The organism is Symmachiella dynata, from assembly GCF_007747995.1.
GTDB lineage: Bacteria > Planctomycetota > Planctomycetia > Planctomycetales > Planctomycetaceae > Symmachiella > Symmachiella dynata.
This window is the reverse complement of record NZ_CP036276.1, coordinates 1,438,318-1,462,772: the sequence shown is the minus strand read 5'-3', so window position 1 is coordinate 1,462,772 and position 24,455 is coordinate 1,438,318. Positions and strand designations below refer to the sequence as shown.

At 56.9% G+C, this 24,455-nt stretch carries 19 protein-coding genes; 4 read left to right on the top strand and 15 right to left on the bottom strand.

Annotated features, from left to right (window positions below; genetic code table 11):
* The first annotated feature begins 72 nt into the window (after positions 1-72).
* Together Mal52_RS05545 and Mal52_RS05540 are read left to right on the top strand one after the other, a co-directional pair.
* Positions 73-1,911 carry a phospho-sugar mutase gene (locus Mal52_RS05545; protein WP_145374716.1) on the top strand — a complete coding sequence of 613 codons (1,839 nt, stop codon included), beginning with the start codon at positions 73-75 and terminating at the stop codon, positions 1,909-1,911.
* A gap of 100 nt (positions 1,912-2,011) precedes the next feature.
* The gene (locus Mal52_RS05540) at positions 2,012-2,908 is read left to right on the top strand and encodes a UbiA family prenyltransferase (protein WP_145374715.1); all 897 of its coding nucleotides are present in this window, start codon (positions 2,012-2,014) and stop codon (positions 2,906-2,908) included.
* Positions 2,909-3,039: 131 nt separating this feature from the next.
* On the opposite strand, the gene Mal52_RS05535 is transcribed toward Mal52_RS05540, so the two are convergent.
* From Mal52_RS05535 to Mal52_RS05505, 7 genes are all read right to left on the bottom strand, one after another.
* Positions 3,040-3,492 carry a hypothetical protein gene (locus Mal52_RS05535; protein WP_145374714.1) on the bottom strand — a complete coding sequence of 151 codons (453 nt, stop codon included), beginning with the start codon at positions 3,490-3,492 and terminating at the stop codon, positions 3,040-3,042.
* 1,123 nt (positions 3,493-4,615) lie between these two features.
* A complete protein-coding gene (locus tag Mal52_RS05530) occupies positions 4,616-5,068 on the bottom strand; it encodes a hypothetical protein (RefSeq protein WP_145374713.1) in 453 nt (150 codons plus the stop codon).
* Between the two features lie 491 nt (positions 5,069-5,559).
* Positions 5,560-6,912, bottom strand: a complete 1,353-nt coding sequence (locus Mal52_RS05525; RefSeq protein ID WP_197534676.1) for a phage portal protein — start codon at positions 6,910-6,912, stop codon at positions 5,560-5,562.
* Between the two features lie 308 nt (positions 6,913-7,220).
* Positions 7,221-8,690 (bottom strand): terminase large subunit domain-containing protein, encoded by a 1,470-nt coding sequence (locus Mal52_RS05520; RefSeq protein ID WP_145374711.1) that lies wholly within the window; start codon positions 8,688-8,690, stop codon positions 7,221-7,223.
* On the bottom strand, positions 8,599-9,048 hold the full coding sequence (locus tag Mal52_RS05515; RefSeq protein WP_145374710.1) for a hypothetical protein: 450 nt from the start codon (positions 9,046-9,048) through the stop codon (positions 8,599-8,601). Before Mal52_RS05515 ends, Mal52_RS05520 begins: the two co-directional genes overlap by 92 nt.
* A gap of 100 nt (positions 9,049-9,148) precedes the next feature.
* Positions 9,149-9,715 (bottom strand): GNAT family N-acetyltransferase, encoded by a 567-nt coding sequence (locus tag Mal52_RS05510; RefSeq protein WP_145374709.1) that lies wholly within the window; start codon positions 9,713-9,715, stop codon positions 9,149-9,151.
* On the bottom strand, positions 9,637-10,365 hold the full coding sequence (locus tag Mal52_RS05505) for an ATP-binding cassette domain-containing protein (RefSeq protein WP_145374708.1): 729 nt from the start codon (positions 10,363-10,365) through the stop codon (positions 9,637-9,639). The genes Mal52_RS05510 and Mal52_RS05505 overlap by 79 nt, the downstream gene beginning before the upstream one ends.
* Positions 10,366-10,632: 267 nt before the next feature.
* Between Mal52_RS05505 and Mal52_RS05500 the strand changes: the two genes are divergently transcribed.
* On the top strand, positions 10,633-10,920 hold the full coding sequence (locus Mal52_RS05500) for a hypothetical protein (protein WP_145374707.1): 288 nt from the start codon (positions 10,633-10,635) through the stop codon (positions 10,918-10,920).
* Between the two features lie 179 nt (positions 10,921-11,099).
* Positions 11,100-13,274: a heavy metal translocating P-type ATPase gene (locus tag Mal52_RS05495; protein ID WP_145374706.1), complete on the top strand. Its 2,175-nt coding sequence runs from the start codon at positions 11,100-11,102 to the stop codon at positions 13,272-13,274.
* Positions 13,275-13,406: 132 nt separating this feature from the next.
* On the opposite strand, the gene Mal52_RS05490 is transcribed toward Mal52_RS05495, so the two are convergent.
* From Mal52_RS05490 to hflC, 8 genes are all read right to left on the bottom strand, one after another.
* Positions 13,407-14,789, bottom strand: a complete 1,383-nt coding sequence (locus tag Mal52_RS05490) for a hypothetical protein (protein ID WP_145374705.1) — start codon at positions 14,787-14,789, stop codon at positions 13,407-13,409.
* A gap of 525 nt (positions 14,790-15,314) precedes the next feature.
* Positions 15,315-16,343: a HEAT repeat domain-containing protein gene (locus Mal52_RS05485; protein WP_145374704.1), complete on the bottom strand. Its 1,029-nt coding sequence runs from the start codon at positions 16,341-16,343 to the stop codon at positions 15,315-15,317.
* Positions 16,344-16,590: 247 nt separating this feature from the next.
* Positions 16,591-19,017, bottom strand: coding sequence for an ABC transporter permease subunit/CPBP intramembrane protease (locus Mal52_RS05480; protein ID WP_145374703.1), 2,427 nt, complete (start codon positions 19,015-19,017; stop codon positions 16,591-16,593).
* Positions 19,018-19,072: 55 nt separating this feature from the next.
* Positions 19,073-19,843 (bottom strand): ATP-binding cassette domain-containing protein, encoded by a 771-nt coding sequence (locus Mal52_RS05475; RefSeq protein ID WP_145374702.1) that lies wholly within the window; start codon positions 19,841-19,843, stop codon positions 19,073-19,075.
* Positions 19,844-19,977: 134 nt separating this feature from the next.
* Entirely contained in the window at positions 19,978-21,117 is a 1,140-nt protein-coding gene (gene mqnC, locus Mal52_RS05470) for a cyclic dehypoxanthinyl futalosine synthase (RefSeq protein ID WP_197534675.1), read from the bottom strand.
* On the bottom strand, positions 21,089-21,904 hold the full coding sequence (locus Mal52_RS05465) for a menaquinone biosynthetic enzyme MqnA/MqnD family protein (protein ID WP_145374700.1): 816 nt from the start codon (positions 21,902-21,904) through the stop codon (positions 21,089-21,091). The genes mqnC and Mal52_RS05465 overlap by 29 nt, the downstream gene beginning before the upstream one ends.
* Before the next feature lie 227 nt (positions 21,905-22,131).
* A complete protein-coding gene (hflK, locus tag Mal52_RS05460; protein ID WP_197534674.1) occupies positions 22,132-23,091 on the bottom strand; it encodes a protease modulator HflK in 960 nt (319 codons plus the stop codon).
* Entirely contained in the window at positions 23,088-24,248 is a 1,161-nt protein-coding gene (gene hflC / locus Mal52_RS05455; RefSeq protein WP_145374698.1) for a protease modulator HflC, read from the bottom strand. Before hflC ends, hflK begins: the two co-directional genes overlap by 4 nt.
* Positions 24,249-24,455 lie beyond the last annotated feature (207 nt).

Below are 24,455 nucleotides of genomic sequence, written 5' to 3'. Positions count from 1 at the left end.
GTAAAGTTAGCGGCGACGTATCAACGCGCCGCTACCCCAAAACCACGCTATCCGATTCGCGAGTGATCCCCGATGAGTTCCACGACACCTGACGAGCGACTTCGTACGGCCATCGCCAAAATTGAAGCCGCTGCCGCTGAGAACCGCTTAACCCCCGCCAGCGCCACCAACGCCTCTCGATGGCTGACGGAATCCTATCTCGCCGAATACGTGCCGGATGTACTCGCGCTGGTCGACGCGGACCGTTTCGAGGAATTGGACCGCCTGTTCTGGGAAGTGATCCCCTTTGGAACCGGCGGACGTCGCGGGTTGATGGCCGACATCGGTTCCGCCACGATCAACAACCGCACCATCGGCGAATCCGCACAAGGACTCGCCGTCTACATGCAACAGGCGACTGGTAAAACCAGCGGCGTGGCCGTTGTGACCAGTGACACGCGACTCCGCTCCCACGATTTCGCAAAATTGACCGCCACGACCTTCGCCGCCAACGGCCTCAAGGTCTACTTGTTCGAATCGCCCCGTGCGACCCCTGAGTTGTCCTTCGCCGTGCGGCACTTGAAATGCGACGTCGGCGCCATGGTCTCCGCCTCTCACAATCCCCCGTCAGACAACGGTTTCAAAGCCTACTGGTCCACCGGTGGCCAAGTCCTCCCGCCGCATGACAAAGGCATTATCGATTGCGTCTATCAATGCCAAGAACTCGCGACCATCGACTTCGACGAAGCAGTCGCCGCCGGCAAAATTGAAATCATCGGCGCCGAAGTCGATCGCGCCTATATCGCCAATGTCCTGGCCATGAGTCTTTCCCAGGCTCGCGACATCAAGGCCGTCTTCACCCCCTTGCATGGTGTCGGCGAAACAGCCGTCTATCGCGCTGCTGAGGCCGCCGGATTTGAAGGCGTTACCATCTTTGAGCCACAACGCGCTGCCGATGGAAACTTCCCCAACGTCCCCGACCAATTGCCCAACCCCGAACGCCCCGAAGTCTTCGCACCCGCCATCGAACAAGCCCGCGCCGAAGACGCCGCACTCGTTTTGGCCAGCGACCCCGACGCCGACCGCTTGGGAATCGCCGTCCGCAACGGCGAAGGCGAATACGTGCATGTCAGCGGCAATCGCATCGGCGTGTTGATCGCCGACTACATTTTGCGCAAGCGGAAAGAGGCCGGAACCCTCTCGCCGGAACACTATGTTGTCGAAACGTTGGTCACCACACCACTCATCGCCAAACTCGCACAAGCCGCCGACGTGCGGGCCATCGACGATTTGCTCGTCGGCTTCAAATACATCGGCCAAACCATGGACCGCGAAGGGCCGGACAACTTTGTCTTCGGCGCCGAAGAATCCCTCGGCTACCTCGCCGGCCAATACGCCCGCGACAAAGACGCCGCCATCGCCGGTCTCTACATTTTGGAACTCGCCGCAGAGCTGCACGCCGAGGGCAAAACCTTACTCGATCGATTGGACGAAATCTACGTCGAGCATGGATACTTCACCGAATCGCAAACCTCGCTCGTCAGCGAAGGCCCCACCGGCAAAGCCCAGATCGATGCGCTGATGCAAACCTTTCGCGACGCCCCCCCCGCGGAGTTGGCCGGCATCACCCTCTCCCGCGCCAGAGATTACGGCACACACGAAGTCCGCTCTCTGCCCGACAATGCACGCGTCGAAGATCTCCCCCAGCCACAAGGGGACTTGGTCTTCTTCGACTCGGCTCCCGGCGAACGCCAAATCTCCTTCGCCGCCCGCCCCTCAGGAACGGAACCCAAAATCAAATTCTACTACTTCGCCCAAGCCAGCTGCCCCAACAAAGACGCCCTAACCACCGCCAAAACCAACCTAGAAGCCACCCTAACAGATTTCAAAACCGCCCTCACCGAGTGGGTTAAAAAAGTAGTAGACAATTAACGACACCCCAAAGCTCCCCCCTAATCTCTGGCCACCGGCCACTAACCACCGGCCACTATTTCCTCGCCCACTGCCGACTCCAACCGTCCACTGGCAAACCATGACCCGCTCCAAACTGCTGGCGTATCTGCAAATCGTCCGGCTACCGGCCCTCTTCACGGCAATGGCCGATATCTTTCTGGGATATCTCATCGTCCACCGCAGCTTCACATCGGTGTTGGACTTCGTGCTGTTGTTGTTGGCCTCCGGGGGTTTGTATTTGTCCGGCATGGTCTTCAACGACGTCTTTGATCGCCGTATCGATGCCCAAGAGCGGCCCGGACGCCCCATTCCTTCCGGACGTGTTCCGCTAACCAATGCAATCGGACTCGGCGGCCTGTTAATGGCAGGCGGCGTTGGCGCCGCTTCGGTCGTGGGACCATCCAGCCTCACCGTCGCCCTGATGATCGTCGCCGCGATCTTCGCCTACGACTGGCTGCTCAAAGCCACGCCGCTAGGACCGATCGCCATGGGCAGTTGCCGCAGCCTGAATGTGATTCTAGGAGCCAGCACAGCCCCGTCGCTCTGGAGCGGACACCACATCGGCATCGCCCTTGCACTGGGCGTGTACATCGTCGGCGTCACCTGGTTTGCCCGCAGCGAAGCCAACGCCGGACGCCGCAGCAAATTCCAAGCCATCACCGGCATGCTGCTCGTCAACACCGGCGTGATGCTGCTGATTTCATTCGTCCTGTCCACCAAGAACCTAGGCAACCCTCTCTCGGTCTTGATGCTCTTCGCAGTGATCCTACTCGTCATCAACCGCCGCCTCGCAGTCGCAATCTTCGATCCCGTCGGCCCCAAAATCGGCCTAGCGATCAAGACCATGCTCCTCTCCCTCCCCCTCATCGACGCCGCCTTAGTACTCTTCATCACCCAACGCGTCGAGTACTCCCTAGCCGTCGCCGCCCTCATCATCCCCGCCCTACTCCTCGCCCGCCGCATCGCGGTGACTTAGGGCTGGTGCAACTTGTATTTCAATGAAAGAATTCATCCGTCTACGGAATATGCCCGGCAAAAAACCACCTTGCTATGAGAGGGAGCAAGGTGGTTCAAGTTCATAACGCCCATTGACAATTGAATCTGACATTAGTCACCAGCAAATACGCCTTCAATTAGTTGACTTTTGTTTTCTGTGATTACCTCACGAGCAACGCTGAAGTTGTCCCGCCGATTGGGAACTTGATCGCCAAGTGCGCCAATTGCACTCTCTACTTCTGGGACGATCATGTCGAGACGTACATGATCAGCCGCTGCCGCAGCGACATCCACTTGAATCTCGCAAAGACGCCCACTATGAGCTCCGACCCTAAATAGGATATGAGGTTCGACAGACCTCAGAGGACGCAACGGTTCGTTCGTGACTCCAAGATACTGGAACGTAATGACGAATTTTTTGATTTCATCCCTGTATTCACCGCTGACTTTATCTGGCAGATCGAACGGTGACATACCCAACGTTATCTCAATTCCATCAACATCTTTTCGTTGAGTCCGATTCAATGTTTCCGGGTCTAAGGTGATCCATTTTTTTTGGGACATGATTCGTCCTCAAGAACGCGTTACGTTGTAAAGACTCAAGTTTGTATTCAATTCGGAGAGTGCTAGCCTAAAACGACGGTCTTCGGTATCGATGCACTCGAATTTGTTTGAACTATCCATAACAATTACACCCCATCCGCGACTGTCAATTGACTCAAGCGGGATTGCGAGTATCGATGTCGGACTCCGTTTCCCCGACTTGATTCGTTGCCAAACAATTCGACCCGACGTGTACGTTGCCTCAGCATACGCATTAACCAGTTTGCAATCTTCTTCGTAGCTTCGGGTTATTCCGTTCTGCTTCTTTGCAAAAACGCACATCCTATACCATATTACGAAAAAAACGCTTCTGTATTTGATGTTTTCGAGATTTGGGAGCGATCTTACTCGAATTGTTGTCCCTCGCCACGCCTGCCCAGCAACTCCCTCAGCATATTGTGGAGAATCGTCGGGAGCTAGAAACATAGTGCTTGATGTCTGAGTGGTGTGACCAGACCGATGTAAGAGGACTAGCCAACCCGATCCTGGAAATCTCCCCTTCCCCCATCGTCGATACCACAATCGCCGAGGTGAAACGCTCCAAACCCATCGATAGTGTTTGAAAATTGTTACCCTATTTAGGTCAGTAGCCGTATTCTCGGGAAGATCGGGAAAACACTTTCTGCGAAAGTTATTCAGGGCATCGTTGACGCAATTAGCGATTATCTTTTCAGCTTCAGTTGGGTCGGCAAAAAAATACCGGATCATCCTCGCAGCGATAATAACTGCTCCAGACCCCAAAACCAACAATGGAGCACACTCGTTCGTCTTTCCGATTAACGGCCCGAATAAATTATCATCAGCTTTCATGCCTAGGGAATAGCTGATCCATCCAAGCGCTACGAAAGCAGCGGACTCTATGAACCATGCTAATTTTTTTGCGAAGTGACGTACTCCAGGGTGATTCACGGCTTTCTCACGATACGCTAACTTGTTGAACGCTCGTCGTATCGATCGCGACGACTAAACCTTACAGGGTGAAGAGCAATCGCACCCAAACTACAATCGTACATCATTACAACAGCAGAAATCAACATTTTTCACACTCGCCAGGCCCCCTATCCAAAACACTTTTTCCGGCCAATCAACTTCCGAGCATCTCCCGACTACCACCCAGCCAGTCACCAATCCGCCCCCGCACCCCCTCCAACTGCGTCCCCTCCGCCGGCAGCACATTTGCCAACCATTTCGCGAACCGCCAAGAAATCACCCGGTACAAACCGTCCCCTTCCCGGCAAGCCACTCCCGGTCGCGCGAACGGCGACAGCCCTTCTTGCTCGCGCAAAAAATTCCGCAACTGCTCAGCATATCGCAACCGCTCAATCCGCGGCTGCTTCAGCAACACCTCCGCCAACCGCACATCCGCCTCCCCCGCCGCATAACAAACCGCCTCTGGATGCGGCAAACGCTCAAACACCAACCACATCACACGCATCACATCCTCCCGCGCCGCCTGCGGCGGCGAGACTTTAGGCTTTGGGCTGTAGGCTGTAGGAAACAGGCTTGAGGCGACAGGCTTGAGGGTGGGTCGATTCAAACGACTGGCCACCGGCAGGACGAATGGCCGAAGGTTTGTCCCTCCCACGCAAGCAGACACGGTCAATCGAATTCCGCCTCAACAATACGAGTCCCGTTTACGGGACTTTCCCCGCTGAAAGCGGGTATTAGGCCCGTCGTTTACGGCGGGTTTGGGCGAAGGAAAATCACACAAAAACTCAACCCTCGTTTACGGGGGTTCTCGATGCGAGGGCTTCAGCCATCACCGCAATCCCTGCAGCGAGAAGCCTCGTAAACGAGGCTCCAGAAATCAAAAACCGCGTGCCCAACCGACCCGCCATAAACGATGGGCCTAATACCGCTGCGAGGAAACGCCGGTCAACCGGCGTAGAAACGGCCGTAGGTCGTAGGCCATACCTCAGAGGCCCAGCACCCCAACCCGTTTGGCAGCCATAGGCCAAAATTTCTGCCTACTGCCTACTGCCTACTCTTCTGGCCACTGGCCACCGACCACCGGCCACTCTTTTCCGCCTACTCCTCCTCACGCTCCGCACGCATCAACTCCGGATCCGCCCCGTCGCGCCGTGCCACTTCCGCCTTGCTCAAAATCCCCGCGTCGCACAGCCGTGCATCGGCCAAGCGTTCTCGTGGGCGATCGCGATTCACCAACTCCGGCGCGCTCCAATGCGGCATCACCTGGTCATGAAAGTCGTCCGGTAACAGCCCCGCCCGGATTGCTTCGGACATCACCCAGCGCCACAAACGCTCAAACTCAGCGACGAAAAACTGCTGCTCCGCCTGGAACAACTTCACCGCCGGCCCCTCAGCCACCATCGTCGATGCAAAATTCGCGTTCGAGGCATCGCACGTCAGCATGAACTCCGGCAACCCCTGCCCTGCTGCCAGACACAACAACAGCAACCGCCCCATTGGGACCGCATCGCCGAAGTTCGTATCCGGCTGCAAGAATTGCAAATCGGTTCCCTGCGACGTCGTCAAGATCGTCCCGGCTCGCACCTTTTCATTCCGCACCGTTCCGTATGGATCGGTCCGCGAATTGTGTTGGGCACCATCGGCCACCGAAGCGACCTCCGAGGGCGATCCCTGCACCTTCCGCCATAACACAATCGACGACTGCAACCGCCGCGCGAGCAACTCCGTCTCCAACCATTTGTCGAAACTTTCAAGCGTTTCGATCGCCGGCGCTAATACGGTCACGCCCCGTTTTTGATTCGAGTCCGCTCCCAATTTCGTATGCAACATATCCGCTGCCGGAATCTCCTCGCGCAGTTCCAACGAAACCGCATCGACTCGTTGATACGCTACCGGCGTTTCGACGTCGTCCGGCTCCGTGACAATCCCTTCGCTCTCCTCTTCATGCGCGGGCGTCGCCACCGTTTCGGGATCAACAAACCGCACACTCGGCGGCCAAGCGGGACGACGAAACAGCCGCAAAAAACATTCCCCATCCCTCCACGCCCGCCGACCATATTCGCGGTAGGAGAAGTGCCGCTGATTCGCTCGCAAAAACTCCGCCCACACCGCATCCGCGCGGGCCGCCAATTCCTTCGCCGCCGCATCCTCCCGCCGCGCCCCGTGGGACAGCTTCAGTCCCGGCCCCACGACGTAAATCTCCAACAGCCGAATCACATTCCGCGCATGCGAATTGGTCATCGCCAACTGCCGGGCCCGCGCACGCAAATCAGTCCGCTGCACCGCATCCATGGCTCCACTTCCCGGACCTAACAACGTCCATTTCCCCGGATCCTCAGAAACCGGCAACGGCCCCGACGTCTCCACCAAATTCAACAACCGCTCCTGAACCCGCCGAGCATACCGAGCCCGCAAAGCCGCCACCCGCCAACGATCACGTAAGTATCCCAACAACGTTCGCTCCTTTGAAATAAGACCTGAGGCCTGAGGTAACAGGCGTGAGGACATTCGTTGTGCGCGGGTCTCCCGACCCCGCACCCGACTTAGTCGTGCGCAGACCTCCAGACCCCGCCCCCGGCTTAGTTGTGCGCGGGTCTCCAGACCCCGCACAGCCCAGACCGCAGGTCTCCAAAACACAAAAACACCAACACCCCAGCATAATCACGCACAGATATCCATCCCCCCTTTTTCTGGCCACCGGCCACTAACCACCGGCCACTTTTTTACTGCCTACTGCCTACCGCCTACCGCCCACCGCACTACATACTCCCCACCAACAACCACTCCCCCCCCGAAGCCCCTTCCACCGCATGCAAACAAGCCGCACCCAATGCAAATGCGCGGTCGTCGTGTTGCCGACCGCCCACGTGATGGTCGATGCGACAGCGGCCCGAGGCGGATTGCCGCAATACAACGCTGGCCAATTCCGTCTCCAAATCGTCTCGGCCCCACTCCGCATGCAACTCGCCGCACCCGGCGTACCAACGGACCAGTCGTTGCAAAATCAACTGCCGCAAATTGAGCGCCAGTGCATGGTTGCCTCGCCCCGACAGAAACTCAAAACGTCGTACGTCAAACCGACGGCCGAATTTTTGAATCGTGCTCACCAATTGATATTCGTCGACCACGAACGTCACCGCATGAAAATCAGCAGCGATGCGTTCGATCCACTCCTCGACCCAGGCGACCTCCACCGGCGCATCGGGCTGTGGACGGACCACGTCCATGCGATCCACCACAACCCGCTGCCCCTCGCGATGCACCACCACACCCACGGTGTAGTCCCGCTTCTCCGCATAGTCGATCGCCGCAATATAGCGACACCCCGGCGCGCTTCGACTCCGCTCCGACAAGTCCGCATCGCGACACGCTTCAGCTTCAGCCAACGTGACGAATTCCCCGCCACCCTCTTGCCAAATGTTGCGCCACAACCGGTCATAGACGCTGGGCGGTAACAATTCCCGCTGTTCCTGCAAGTCTTCGTCCCGAATCCACGGAGCGCACGGGCCGGCAATCGACGAAAAATACCACGACGAACTCGTCCGCGCCGCCTCACGCACATCCCATTGCCAACCACGGCCCACGCCGGCATTGGTCAAAATCGCCAACACACAGTCTCGTTTCTTTGCTGCCGACGAAAACAAGGAATGCCACATATCCGGTCGCGGCCAATGACTCAATTCATCACACACCACAAAGTCCGGCAACGCCCCCCAAGAACTCTGCACGTCGGAACTGATCACCTCCAACCGGCTGCCAGTCTTCCCGTTCACTACGCCGTGCTGCCGGAATCTGAGTGGCCCACATAATTCCTGATTCAGTCGCACGAACCTTTCGATCGCCTTGCGCAGCAACGTCGCCTGATCCAAATCCGCCGCCGCGACCAAACCATTCACTGCGCTCTCGGCGTACAGCAATATCCACAACACCTGCGCCGCCATGTCCGACGTCTTGCCATGCCCCCGCGGTCGTTCGATATATGCCCGCCGCACTCCTACGGCACCACCGCGGCCCGCCAACGACAGCCACGCCCCGTCGAGCGCCGCAAAATCCGCCGCCTGCCACGCTTCGGTCGCGTCCCCCAAACAAACCGGCGACCCCGGCCTCAGCCGCAACTGCCGACGAAAATCCGCCGGGCTATACTTCGCCGCCCGACGCTTGAGCGCCCCGTGCAAACGCAACCGGTACCGCAAGTCCCTCCGCTGTTGCCAACTCAAGCAATTCTGCATCGCTCAACCGTTCCAGTTCGTCAACAGCGTCCTCCCCGTCGGCGTCCGCCTTCCAACTATTGGGCGGTCGGTTGCGCAGCCACAACGTCATCGCCGGCACACTCCCCTTCATCGCATGCGTGTAGAGCGCCGCCTCGACATTCTGCGTCAGCAACGCCTGCGCATCACCATGATCGTCTCGAAACTCCGCGCACTCCCGCAGCGTCGTCAGCACCGCCGAATACGGCACGCCCAATTGCGCGCAAATCACCGCCGGACTCGCCCCCTTCAGCAGGAATTGCAAATACGCCTGTTGTTCCGCATCCGTCAACAACCGCGGCCCCACCCGCCGCACCATAATCTCCGCCTCACTCATCATGCCCCTCCGTAGGTCATGCTGTGCATGACGAGACTTAGAGTCGCGATACCTCTCCGAGAAACGTCATGCACAGCATGACCTACCAATTCTGCCAGTCCCCTCAATCATCAGCATTCACCCGATTATCAAACACATAATAAACCGGCTCCGCATAGCGGCTCTTCTCAAACGCCTGTTGCGAAACCAACGTCTTCCCGCCGTCGGCATGTCGTCGTGTCCCCCACAATGACGAATGCCCCGACCGCGATCGTGCCGGAGGAGACGACTGCCCCACTCGCACAAATCCTGCCCGTTCGAAAAACGGATTCACATGCCCCATCTGCGTTAATGTCTCAATCCACGGCCACGGGCACAACTCACAACTCCGCCGTACAAACGATGCAGCCAAACCTGCGCCGCGATAAGTCGGATGCAACACCACGCGCGACAAATTGACCAGTTGCCGATTCAGCAACTGCAACTTCACTCGCGACCACCGTCCCGACATCCCGAAAAACCGACGCCGATGCCGCAACGAAATCGGCGGGCAAGTAAACAGGCAAATCCCCACCGCTCGCTCACCATGCCACAGCACCGTCACAAATCGCGTCAGCCCGACGCCGTGACTGCGGTAATGCCACCGAGCGAAATGCGGCCAGTCGGACTTGGTCCCACGACTGATCCACATGTCGTCGCCAAAGCTGATGCTTTTTTTTTACGCTCGTAACGGGTGACTTCCGGCGGGCCGTCCAATGCGCACCGCACATGCAACGTCGGTTGCAGATCAACCAACACATCCTCGTGCGTCGTCGCCAACAAAATACCGGTCGCCGTCTTCCGCGCATGCCGCGCCAAGTTGAAGGCCACCACCTTGGCCAATGTGCGATCCAAGGTCGCCGTAAATTCATCCGCCATAATCCACAGCGGTTGTTGCGCGAGTGCCAACGCCAGGCGAAATCGATACCGTTGACCATCGCTCAATTCCGTAGGCCGCCGCAACATCAAATGCGCTTCTCCCAAACCGCACATCGACAACAACCGCGCCGCCTCCTCAAAGGATTGTCCCAACGCTTCCACAAGAATCGCCTCTCCCAAATCCAAGGCATCAATGTTCACCACTCCCGGCAATTCGCCTGCAACGGCCCGCATCAAACTCGATTTCCCCGACCCCGATTCGCCCGTAAAACAAACTACGTCCCCCTCTTGAATCGGTAACTCCAACTTCTCAGCGATCTCATGCCGGCCTGTTTCAAAACCGACCCCAAAATGATCCATCACCGCCGCCGTCCGCAAGCTCATCTGTTTGGGCAAAAACGCGTAACCTACCGAAATTTTCACGGCTCTTTTCTCCTCAAAACAAACCCCAACATCGCTATAGAACGATCTTAAAATTGCGCCGCCCGCACAATTGCCTGTTGCGAGACACGACCAACAAATTTGCCCAAAACTGCCCTAGACCTGCTGCGACAATTCTGCGAAATTCCGCCCCTCTCACTCTCTCAACAACCACACAATCTTTTCATCTCTCACTTCAAGCCGCCCTCGTTGCGCCTGGTCTCGCCTCAACTCTTGGCAACCCGGCGAGGCCGCCCGGAGGATCCGTCCATGCGACTGTTCATTTTCTCACTGTTTGTGTCCATTTGTGCTACATTCACCGGCTGCGCCCTGGTCGATGCCGGCAAAGAAATGACAGACTCCACGTTGAGTCTGATGGAACCGAATCCACGCGATTACGACGATGCCGCCCCAATGGTTGCTGAAAACTGGAGTGAATACGGCAAGGACGCACGCTCCGATCGCCCCACCGAAAAACTTGACGACCCGATTAACAAATGGACGCTCAGCGATAAGGCCCGCTCTATTGAACGCAGCGTCGGCTACGAATACAAATAACGGACCGCAATGACTGCGGTTGAGGCGCTGCCCGGCCTGTGCAGCTTAAAACGACCTCACCACACTGATTCATTCAACAACGACGCACACACCAGATTCATCTCGGCGCCAAGCTGCATTATCTCTGCCGTGGCTGCGCTACTCGAACGTGCGACGGTCAAGCCAGCGGGGGCGAGACGATGCAGGGACAACCTGAAGAATCGGATCGCCCGCGCTCCGTGCGGACCGCTCAATTCCGCGTTGCTGAATTGGATTGTGCCGAGGAGATTCGCCAACTCGAACAGGCCGTGGGACGTCAACCGGGGATCGTCGAACTCAAATTCGACATCTTCAAAAACCGCATGACGGCCATCTACGATCAGGCCGTCACCGACCCCAAACAGATCATCACCCGCATTTCCGAAATCGGGATGCGGGCGCAACCCTGGGCACCGCTTTCCGCCCAGCACGCCCTCCCCTGGTGGAAACAATGGCCGACTTGGCTGGCTGCCCTCTCCGCTGCGTCTCTGATCATCGGCACCACAATTCAATTCACACATGCCGGTGACTCCGCCGCATTTTGGACGTCTCGCGCCGCCTACATGGCCGCCATTCTCGCCGCCTTATGGCAAGTCGCCCCCAAAGCCTGGGCTGCACTCAGTCGCCGCCAACCCGATATGAACCTGTTGATGACCGTCGCTGTCTTTGGCGCGATCGCCATCAACGAATGGTTCGAAGCTGCCACCGTCTCCTTTCTGTTCTGCGTAGCACTCTTGCTGGAACACTGGAGCATGGGCCGCGCGCGACGGGCGATCTCCGCACTCATGGACCTTTCTCCTCCCACTGCACGGCGAATCGATGCCGCGGGCAAGGCCGAATCCTTGCCGGTCGAAGATATCGAATTGGGTGCATTAATCTCAGTCCGACCCGGTGAAAAAATCCCGCTCGATGGCGTTATCCGCGCCGGCCAGTCCGCCATCAACGAAGCCCCAATCACCGGCGAGTCCCGCCCGGTCGACAAACAGCCCGGCCAAGAAGTCTTTGCCGGCACCATCAATGAAGACGGCGCGCTGGAAATCGAAGTCACGCACATCGCCGCCGACTCGACACTGGCCCGCATCGCGCAAATGGTCGAAGAAGCCCAAGCCGCCCGCGCGCCCAGCCAACAATGGGTCGAGCGATTCGCCCAATACTATACGCCGGCGATGATGGCTTTGGCCCTCACCATCGCAGTCATTCCCCCTCTGCTGTTCGCCGCCAATTGGAGCGAATGGATTTACCGTGGACTGGTCGTGTTGGTCATTGCCTGCCCCTGTGCGCTGGTCATCTCCACTCCCGTCAGCATCGTTTCAGCTCTCACAGCAGCTGCCCGTCAAGGGGTGCTCATCAAAGGAGGACGGTACCTGGAGTCGTGCGCCACGATCCAAACCATCGCCTTTGATAAAACCGGCACGATCACGGTCGGTAAACCTGTAGTGCAATCCGTCACGCCGGTCAATTCCTATTCGCGCAAACAACTGCTCGAAGTCGCCTCCGCACTGGAAGCACAAAGCAGTCACCCCATCGCCAGCGCCATCCGGCACTTCGCCGCCGCCGAGGAGATCGATACCCCCACAGTCGAGGACCACCAGTTGCTCAGCGGTCGCGGTGTGGTGGGCAACATCGCCGGCGAACCCTATTGGATCGGCAGCCACCGCCTGGTCCACGAACAGGCAGATGAATCACCCGGCGTCCACGAAAAAGCGATGGAACTAGAACAGGCCGGCCACTCCGTAATCGCCGTCGGCACCCGCAAACAGGTTATTGGACTGATCAGCGTCGCCGATGCGCCTCGCGAAATCGCCGCGCAGGTCCTCGTCTCCCTGCGTGAAGCTGGCGTGAAGCGTATCGACATTCTCACCGGCGACAATCAAGCCACCGCTGAAGCCGTCGCCCAGATCATCGCTGCCGATCACGTCAAAGCTGAATGCCTGCCCGAAGATAAACTGAACTACATCCAACAGCTCACCTCCCAAGGCGAGGGCGTGGCGATGGTCGGCGATGGCGTGAACGACGCCCCCGCACTGGCCGCCTCAACCGTCGGAATCGCCATGGCAGCCATGGGAACCGACACCGCCATCGAAACCGCCGATGTGGCCCTGATGTCCGACGACCTTTCACGAATCCCCTGGCTGATTCGACACGCACGGCGAACGCTCACCATCGTCCGTCAAAACATCGTCTTCGCGCTCGGCCTCAAGGTCTTGTTCATCATCCTCACGCTGTTTGGCGAAGCCACACTCTGGATGGCCATCGCCGCCGACATGGGCGCCTCGCTCCTGGTTATTTTCAACGGTCTACGACTGCTGAACGCTGCTGATAGGCGTGAGGCTTGAGGTGACAGGCGTGAGGGTTGGAACGCCATACTGGCCACTCTCGCCACCAAACTGCGCACGAAAAAAGGGAGCCGGACGACTTGCGTCACGGCTCCCTGGTTCATCATCTTTGACTCAAAAACTGCGTTACGATTAGGCTTCAGCGCCCGGATTCGGTGCAGCTTCGGGTTCCGCTTCCGGCTCAGGAGCCGGTTCTGGAGCGGGCTTTTCCGTTTCGTGCGTTTGCGGTGCTCCGCTCACGCCACAATTGCCATCGGCACAGCCACCGCCACAGCTCGAACACCCGCCGTCGCAGGTTGAACACCCACTGTTGCAGTTGGTCGGGCAAACGGTTGTCGGAACCATACGGCAGACTTCATAGGCAACCTTCCGCGGCACACAACGAGCGACGCAACGCGTACGCGTCTCGGCGACTTGGCGAGGCACCATTTTGCAAACTTGGAAAGTCCGGGTGTAAGGCACTTTCTTGGCCACACAGTAAGGAACTTTCTTCACATGCGTTTCCGTAACCATTTTGCAGGTCCGGACAGGAACCGTGCAGACCCGTTCTTCGCGGACCATTTTGCAGGTGCGAACCGGAACTTGTCGGGTTTTGGTTTCGCAAACCCAACGGCAGGTGCGAACCGGAACTTTGCAGGTCCGCTGTTCGCGAACCATACGGCAAGTCCGTACGGGCACTTTTTCGACAACAGTCTCAGGAACGTACCGGCAAACTTGAACCGGGCAGCTTTGCCGCACGACTTCGCATTTGTAGGTCGTACAGGGAACTTGGCACTGAACCGTTTGCGGGCACCAAACACGTTTGCACGTGTAATGTCCCGGGCACTGCACCATGCAGACCCGCGGGCAACCGCATTCGTCCGTCACGCAACGACGTTGAACCGGACCGGGCACATAAACTTGCTCGGTTTTCCAGCAACCGGTCTGTTTCGTCACCGTACGGTAAGTCGTTACCGGTTTGCGAACCGTGTAGCAACGTTCGCGGTTGACGGTTTCGACAACACGTTTCATGACCGTGCGACGACACTCTTTTTCAGTGGTTTCCCAAACTGGGCGACACACCGTGTAAGTGCGTTCGCATTCCGATGTTTCCCAAACCGGGCGACGAACGGTGTAGTTACACTGCTTGTACGAGGTCTCCCAAACGGGTTTGCAGACCGTGTAACGACGTTCTACTTGGCTCGTCTCGAAGACCGGACGACAAGTCGTGTAGGTGCAATCCCGTTCGTGTTGCTCCATCACCGTCTTGTAGCAAGTCTCTTGGCGCTCTTCGACTTGACGATCATAGACCGTCTTGTGGCACGTGTACTCTTCCTGCTCATACACCGTTTCATAAACAGTCTTGTAGCAGGTCTGCCGCTCGACCTTGCAAGCTGTATAACAGCAAGAGGGCTGGCAGGCAGCTGTTGGGCAACAGTTGTACCCAGCCGCTCCACAATAATTACTGGCTTCCGCCGAACTACTTCCGCAGAAGGTGGCAAGGGCTACCACCATTACTGCCCATTTGATCTTCATGGTAACATCTCCTTTGGTGTTCCAATTCCTCGAATTCGTAGCACGCGCCCCACAGCGTCTCCCCCGTCTTCCGCAAACGCCCATTTCATCATGCATCCTGGCAATTCTTTTCCACGAATGCAAAGCATTTCTGGTGTTAAAACGGAGAATCTGCCGCTTCAAGCGCTCAAACGTCTGATTGACGCTCAAACATAGGTCATGATTTTTGGCGAACTTGCGTAAAAAGGCGAAAATTTTCCAAATTCTCTACCAGTACCATCTTCCCACGCCAGCATTGTGCCCCCTGTCCGCCTCCCTCAGCCCCCCCTCCGTGGTCCGCCACGGCAAAAACCATGTCTCAAACACAGCCGCAAAATCGTTACAGTTTGCTCTTCCTGTGTATCTAAACATCCTGTGTACTCATCTGAGTGGCCATTCGTCAAGAATCAGCCACCTGAGAACACAATCAGAGGCCAATTTCAGCGAAGCTAGCGTCAGCAAAAACAGGTGTGGATCCTCTGCCCGGCACGGACCGCAGTCGCAATGTCACGGAGTCTCGCTCACCGAATTCAGCGTCTTAATGGCGTTGCCCGCATCGATCCGAATCCGCGGTTCGGCATGGCTTTTTTCAATGGGAGACAGCAGCTCAATCAACTGTTCACGCTGCGCAACCGTTAAAGACGACGCCAGCAGCTCAATCGCCATAATCCCGTTTTTCACCGAAGCAAACCGCTCAAACGCGTCGTCATCTTCTTGGGGGGCCCGCGCCGCTGATTCGAGGATTTCCACCAACACCGGAAATCCACTCGCATCCTCATGTCGCGCCAATCCAATCATGGCATTGGCTCGCGTCGCCGGATTGCTGTCATCCAACAGGATCTGCAACCGTGCGGTGGCCTGCTCGGAATCGAGCATGCCCAAAGCAAACGCCCCCATCTGTCGCATCAACGGCGCCGAATCGGCTGGAGTCATCTCAGCGGAGACTTCTGTCAGCTTCTCGGTCAGCGCATCGGTCAATTCCGCATTCAAAGGTTGCCCCGCTTCTTGCGCCCGATTGGCGACAATGGCCACAGCCGCCAATCCGTTTTTGCGAACCTCCAAATCCTGATCCGCATCGATGGCGCGAATCAGCGTCGGGACCACCACATCCGGCACGCGCAGTAACTGGACCGCCCGGGTTAAAAACGCTTGCGTTTGTATTTCGTCCTCGTTGGGCGACGTACGGCTCAGTTCTTCGTTGAGCAGTCCACACAGCGCGTCGGCCACTTGGCGATTTCCAACCAGGTTCTCCTCTGAGTTCTCCTTTTTGTCGTCCAACGACAACATCTGTGCCAGCCCCATCGCTGCCCGCCAACGGATATCACCGTTCGGGCTGCCCACCTTCTGCACCAGATCCCGCCAATCGTCCTGGGAAGACGCCATCAACCCAAATACGAAGACCACTCCCACGATCACGCCGATGATCAACGCCGGGATCAAAAACAATTGCAGAATAAATCCCGCCGACGGAGGTTCGACCGGTGGAAGTTCGTTGGGCAATGCGGCATCGTCGTCGTATGTCGGTTGATCAGTCATCAGTCAGCGTAAGTCCGTCCGTTATCTCGGACAAAAAGGCGGGAATATCGTCGTCCCAGCTTGGGTGGACAACGAAGAGAGGCTTACCGTTAAGACTTAGTCTAGGTACGTAGCTGCCGTGATTGCAAGCGTCACCGTTGGTCCTCACATCACGCCGGACAGCAACTGATTCTTAGCCCACACGGCAGACGAAAACGCCTTACAAAAGCCAAAAATCGCCGAAAAGCACGCTTCCAGGCCATCGCCGCTAAACCGAGCCTGCCCCCGGCGAAACCAGTGTCGGGGCCGAATTCGGAGCGATTTGGTCGACCTGCCGCGGCGAGCGGGGATTGATACCTTGGATCAGTCGCCACAACAACGGCAACGCAATCAACGCAGCAATCACGATCGTCGGCCAGCCGTACAGCATTTGGCCGTCCACATCACGAACCAGCGGGTTGCCGCGGAATCGCTCCAACAACTGCGGCCCAATGCGGCCATGGATAACCCCCAGCGAATTATAAATCAGATGGAAGATCACGCCCGGCAACAAACTGTTGCTGCGGATTGCGATGATTCCCAGCACCAGCCCCAACAAAGTCGCGTTAAAGACCTGATGCGGAATCATGTGCATGAAACCAAAGGCACAGCTCGACAGACCGATCGCCATCCAGGTGCGGCCCGTGCGGCGCAGTCCGCTCAAGATGAAACCGCGAAACGCCAGTTCTTCGCAAATCGCCGGTGCGAGGGCCATCGTCCCCAGCATAATCCACCAAGGCATATTCGCGCTCATCAGCCGTTTTAACGGCTCTTCCATCGAATCGGGTAATTTGGGGAAGAACCAATCGAGTTGGTGCAACCACTCGAACGAGAGCACGTGCATCGCCACCGCCAACACCATGGCGACAGCCACCATTTTCAGGCGGGGCAGGTAGAGCCGAAATGTTTGCCTCAAGCTGGTGGTCAACATGACCCCCATGAAGAGCGCCGGGCTGGCAATCACAGCGATTTGCGTGATCAACAACATACGGATCATCCACCCCGTGCCAGCGCCGCCCCCCGATGCACTGATCGCCACAAACTGCAACATCATGATCAGAATGAAACAAATCACCGCCTCAGAAAAACTCGGCGTCGGTTCCTTGTCCCGCAGGAGATGATGCACCCACAACTTTAGGTCGAACCGCTCCGCTTCACGGAACAGCACATCTTCGCTTTTGAATTGTTCAATCGCCCAATACAGCGCTAAGAAGCTATAAAACAGCGTCGATCCCAACACCGGCACGGCATACACATACAGCGGCGCTGTCGACAACGACGACATCAACAGTCCCTTGAGCAACAACGCCACGCCGCAGACCGGCATCACGCTGTACATCGGCCGCTCGGTCAATTCCACTCCCGGCGACAAACAGAACATCGTCAAACCCAGGGTCACCATCAACAGCGGCGTCAGGTAATATTGCCCCTCTTTGCTACTGCGGGCAAACGTCGCCAACGCCAAACAGAGTGAACTAAACATCGCCGCCAACGGCACAAGAAAGATCACGATCCAGGCAACATCCCCCAGAGATGGCAACGTCGGTGTTGTCATCCCCGGCATCGTGCGTGCCCCCATCAGCCCCACCATATAGCGGCCTGTCATCCCCATGCTGATCAAATTCAGCAAGGCGGTCATAATACTAAACGACATCACCGTGAAGAATTTGCCCACCACGATCTCCGACCGGGAGGCGGGGCAAATCAACAAGGTTTCCATCGTGCCCCGCTCTTTTTCGCCGGCCGCCAAGTCGATCGCCGGATAAAACGCACCCGTGATTGACATCAACACCAGCAGACCGGGAAATAATTGGCTCCACAATTTCGAACTGAGCTGTTCGATCATCGCCAAATCCGCGCCGCGGGCCTCCACCGGTCGATGCAAATTCGCCGGCAGGTCCGCCAGTTCTAGACGCTGATCGAGAATCTGATCTTCCCAATGCTCCAAAACTTCGGCGACGCGGCTATAGGTGATCTGCGATTTTTCATCGGCACTGTTGTGTACAATCAACGGGCGCGCATAGTCAGCGATCCGCACCGTTGCGCCACCGCGCTCCACCAATTGCTGGTTGGCCGATGCAACCGATTCGCCAAAATCCTGGGGAATAATCACCAAGGTTTGGATTTTCGACTCGGCAAACAGCTTGCCCATTTCGGCGTTGATCGCCGTCAACTGCCGCCGAAGTTCCTCCATCCGCTCCGTGTTCGCAGTCCCAAATTGGGCAGTCCCCTGCAATTCGGCCAATTCTTGCTGCAACCGTTCGCGCTCGGGGACCATCGACGAAATCGACTCGGCCCGCTGCAATAACTCGGCATCTTTTTCAGAAACTTTTCCGTCGCTATTGGCCGCAACAAGCTCCGATTGTGAGAGCACCCGCAATTTCGCGGCATCTGCGGAATCGGCAAACAGATCTCTGGCGAATCCATCCCCTTCTAACAACGGCGGCAAGGTTTTGGGCGACAAATTCTTGTCCCCCAAGATCACGACCGTCCGCGGTTGCTCGGAAAAAAGCACCGTCAACTGCACCATGCCGATTCCCAGACCGGGATACAGCAGTAGCGGCAAGACGATGATCATGAACAACGTACGCCGATCACGGAGCTGATCGCGCAGTTCCCGCATGAAAATCAGTTTGACATTTTTCCAGTTGATCATGTTTGCCGTGCGAGGTCCAAGGGTCGTTGATTGCGTCGGCCAAAATTGAAAATTGTTACCCGGCCTCGGCCGCTGCTGCGGCCAATTCCGCTTCGTAAGCTTGTATCAAATCAAAGAAGACCTCTTCCATATCCGATTCCTGGTAGCGGTCTTCCAACTCTTGCACCGTCCCCATCGCCAAGATACGTCCCTTGTGAATGATGGCGATACGGTCGCACAGTTTTTCCACTTCGCGCATGATGTGCGTGGAAAAAATAATGCACTTGCCTTGATCCTTGAGCCGCGCGATCGCTTCCAGCACCGCGCGGGCGACCAGCACGTCTAATCCAGACGTGGGTTCATCAAAAATCATCACCGGCGGATCGTGTACGATGGTCCGTGCGATGGATACTTTTTGCTTATTCCCGGTCGACATCTTGGAGCCAAGCATGTCCCGGATTTCATTCATCTGCAATGTTTCAAACAGCTCTTCCAACCGCGCCTGCAGAGCGTCTTCGGGCATGCCATACAACCGGCCGTAGTATTCCACCATTTCCCAGGCGGTCATGCGGTCATAGACCCCGGTGTTGCCCGACATGAAACCGATCCGCATGCGAACTTTCGCCGGATCGGTCGCTACGTTATAGCCGGCCACCTCGGCGATTCCGCTCGTGGGGCGCAACACAGTGCTCAGCATCCGCAGACAGGTCGTCTTGCCCGCGCCGTTGGGGCCGAGCAAACCGAAAATCTCGCCCGGCTGGACGTCGAAACTCACTCCATCCAAGGCGTGCACGGTTCCGCGGCGCAAATCGGCAAAGCTCTTGGTGAGGTTCTCAACGTGTATCATCGGGGGAATCCTGACAACCGTGCGGATCGTTTTTTTCGACAAAAACCATTCCGCGTAGCGCAGTAGCTGGACGACTGGAATCCAAAGTTACCCCATTCTCGGCGACGGGACCGCATCCAACGCCAAAATTCCGCCTACGGCAACACGTTCAGCGACGACGAACCCGCATGACCGGCCAATTCCAACGATGTGGCCTCGTCAACTTCGTCAATGTACTCATAAAACACGTTGCGCTGCCGCGGTATATAACCGCATTCCTGAATAACTCGACGAATCGTTTCCAACGATAAATAATGCACCGTCCCCGCCTCCGCGACGACGTTTTCTTCGATCATCAAGCTGCCCATGTCGTTGGCACCGAAATACAGCGCCATCTGCCCCACTTTTTCTCCCTGCGTGACCCAGGACGATTGGATATTCGCAAAATTGTCCAAATACAACCGGCTCACCGCTTGGGTCTTCAAGTACTCAAACGCACCAACCGGCGGGATGTGCGACAGGTCCGTATTGTCCGGCTGGAATGTCCAGCAAATATAAGCGGTGAATCCACCCGTTTCGTCCTGCACTTGCCGCAGCCGTTCCAAATGCTCGATCCGCTCGGCCAAGGTCTCCACATGACCAAACATCATCGTTGCCGACGAACGGCCCCCCAATTCGTGCCACACGCGATTCACATTCAACCAGTCATCCGTCAACACCTTGCCGCGGGTGATCTCTTTGCGAACCCGATCTACCAGAATCTCACCACCCCCGCCCGGCAAACTCCCCAAGCCCGCTGCCTTGAGCCGCTCCAGCACGGTTTTGAGCGGCAATTTGCTGATCTTGGTGAAGTGATGAATCTCCGGCGGACTGAACCCGTGAATATTGATCTGTGGAAAGTGCGAGCGCAAATCGGACAGCAGCTCTTCGTACCATTCCAACGGCAACTTGGGATGCAGTCCCCCTTGCAGCAGGATCTGGTCTCCTCCCAATTCGACCGTTTCCTGCAGCTTTTTGTACAATTCCTCGCGTTCGAGCACGTAAACTTCGGGGTGATCGGGCGGACGATAAAACGCGCAAAAATCACACACCGCCGTGCAGGCGTTGGTGTAATTGATATTCCGATCGATGTTATACGTGCGGTACGGCTCGGGATGCAGCCGCTGCGTTACCGCATTGGCCGCTTCGCCCAGCGCGTTCAAATCGTGCGACTCAAGCAGCTTCAGCCCTTCTTCGGGCGTCAGCCGGCCGCCGTCGACCGCTTTTTCAAGTAGTGGCGCAATTTCTGAAGACAAGATCCACTCCCTCCGGAGCCAAGCCGTGCTCGACGGCCAACTCATAAAACCGATTCAGTCCAAGGCGTTCCCGCTCTCCCAACCGGTAATAAAGATTATTCGTCAAGTAGTCAATCGTCGTGTCCAGCGGAATCCCCAACAACGGCGCTTCCCGCCGGGCGATTGCCTCGATCCGTTCGACGCCCAAATCACGGGCCGCACTGAGCGCATCGGCCACGCTGCCCAAATCGGTCTCCCGATGCGCCACCCACATGGCAAACACAAACGGCAACCCGGTCCACTGTAACCACTCACCGGCCAGATCCCAGGTTTCGACAAACTTCTCCGCCGGGGGATGAATCGCCCGATCACCGATCATCAACACCCCGTCGGCATCACTGTCCGCCACCGACCAGGTCAAGGGCAACGGTTTGAGTTCCGGATGCAAGCCAAACCGCTCGGCCAACAAAATCCGCACCAACGTCGCACTGGTCCGCGATCCTTGATCCAGCGCCAACGTCTTGATTTCTGCCGCCGGCACGCGGCAATACAATTTCACGCTGAGCACATCGCCACAAGCCGCCACGCAAGCGTCGGAAATCACTTCATAATCCGGGTTTTGCAGACAGGCAATCGAGGGCACCAACGCCACATCCAAATGGCCGCCCGCCAAATCATCCGCCAACCGACTGGGATAGTCGAGCCGAAGCTCACTTCCCTCAGCCGCAGCCAAATCTTCGACCAGCGGCTTAGAATTCAAATAATTCACGGCCCCCACACGCACCGTATCCGGACTCCGTCCAGTCATTTGTTCATGTTCCTGCAAAAAATGTTTTTCACCACGGAGGCACGGAGGGCACAGAGGCCATAGGCTTTAGGCTTTAGGCTTTAGGCCTTAGGTTTTAGGTTTTAGAGGGCAGCTGTTGAACCATTTTCGACAGTCAAAAGCCTACAGTTTTTTTCTCCGTGTCCTTCGTGCCTCCGTGGTGATTTATAATGCTCTCCAGCCTCAGCCCAAAATTGACCGCCAACCAATCACTTATTGTTTTCAGGAAAAATCGTCAAGTTCACCGGCTTGTCGGTATCAAGCAGCGCCTTGCTGGCCAGTTTGGGGACGATGGTTTCCAACATTTCCAGATACTTTTGCCGCAAGGTCATTTGACGCGATTGCTCATAGGTTTGCACGCCGCCGTCGGCATCGGCTTGGAACTGGGCGACGATTTTTCCGAAGCGGTCCGCTTCGCCGCGCGCCGACTCAATCGCCGACCGTCGCGCGGTTTCTGCTTCATCCACATTTTTCCGTGCGTTCGCCGAAGCGGCGGCCACGGTTTGTTCTCGATAGGCCAAGGCCTCATTAATAAACCGTTGTTTCGAGGCTCGCGCATTGCTCACATCCACAAATGCCTGCTTCACCAACAACGGTGGTGAGACACCGGCGATGTCTACATCTTCAATCACAATTCCCAAACGATGCGACTGTACCAACTCCCGTGTACGTTGAGTCAGCATCGCTCGCAATTCGGCCAACCCCAAGGGGTGTACAAAATCGACGCCGCTACGAGCAACCACGTCTCCCAATAACGACTCGGTCATTAACCGCAAATGCTCTTCGGGATTAACACAGCCAAACAAATAATCGGCCGCATCCGCTTCGGAAATCCGGTATTGCACGTTGACCTGAACATTCAAAATGTTCTTGTCGCCGGTAAGAAACTCATCAAGCTGGTACTGATCGGCCGCCAAGAGAAATTGATCCCCTTCCAGCGACTCCGAGGCCACACCCCCGATTTGCAGCGTACGGACTTCGCTGGGATTGATGCGGGAGATCGTGGTCATCGGCCAGGGCAGCGCGTAATGCAACCCGCTCCCGACCAGCGGCAACCGCGCGCGGCCGAAACGTCGCAGGAGCGCTTTTTCATTGCCCCCCACGATGTACAGCCCGCTAGCAAAATAACCAGCGACAAGAATCAAGATCACGACCAACGCGCGTTTCACTTTGTGGCCTCCGCACGCGTTTTCTCGGAAATCGTATCGGGAGTCGCTGACGATTGTGACACGTTTTTCTCCGCAACGGGTGCATCCGTCGACGGATCAGCCGACTTGGTTTCCGGCTGGGGTTCTTGAATATCGGGAATTCCTTCGGTCAATAATTTTAGCAACGCACTGGAGGCCGAAAGTACCAGCGTGGTCCGTTCATTGAGAATCTTGTGATACGACTGTAGCGTCCGCTCGAAACGATAAAACTCTGGATCCTGCGCATGAGCTTGATTCAAAATCCGCAGCGCTTCGGCTTCCCCCGTACCGCGAATCCGCTGTGCATCCGCATCGGCCTTGGCGAGAATCTCCTCACGCTGCCGGTCCGCTTGACTGCGGATCACGGTATTCTGCGCCAGCCCTGCGCTGCGATAACGATCGGCGATTTTTTGACGTTCGCTTTTCATCCGCTCAAACACAGCAAACCGGTTCGCTTCGGGAAGATTGATCCGTTTGATCCGCACATCGACGATTTCAATCCCCAATGCCTCACGCGGTGAGGTCGCCCCCTCCTCCGATTTTTCAAACCGCGACTTCAAACGCTCCGTGAGCGACTCCATTGAACTGTCCCCCTGCGGACCCGCTTCGGAGTTTTCGACGCTGAGCAGATCGGTCAACTCCACCCGGCCAAACTCGGCCGACAACAACGACTGCAACCGCGACATCAAGCGGTCCTCAGCCGTGGAGACATTTCCCAGCGAACGAAAAAATCGCACCACCGGCCGGTCGGAAAGTTCCGCCGACGATTCCGCGGACGTGGGAGCAATCCGCCAACAGACGTAAGTATCGACCGTGATATTTTTCTTATCTCCCGTGAACAATTCACGCCCCGGCGGATCGAGCAATTGCAACCGGCGGTCAAACGTCCGCACCGTCGAAATCGGCCACGGCAACTTGAACTGCAAGCCGCGATCCTCATCCCGGTCATAAACAGCCGCAATGGTCCCCAGTCGCTCGACGATCACGTATTGCGTCTCATCCACAAACACCACGCAACTGGCCAACAGAGCGATGACTGCAAAGACCGCCCCCCACAGGACCAGCGTCCGCAAGGCACGGCGCGCCAATCGGCGACCGGCAGTTGATTCAGATCCTGGTTTTGTCACAACGTCACTCATGGTTTTCAGTAGTTCCACAAATCCGGTCAAACAATTCCGCGTGCATCCCAACAAACACCCCAACGGGGTGAATCACCATAGCCTAGGGTAAGCGACACAGCCGCGCCACCCTAGGAAATCCATCATTGACGACGAAAAAACCCTGAAGGGGTTTTTCATTCGTTGGCCTGACGATTTCATTGATGGACGAGTGAACAACCCCTTCAG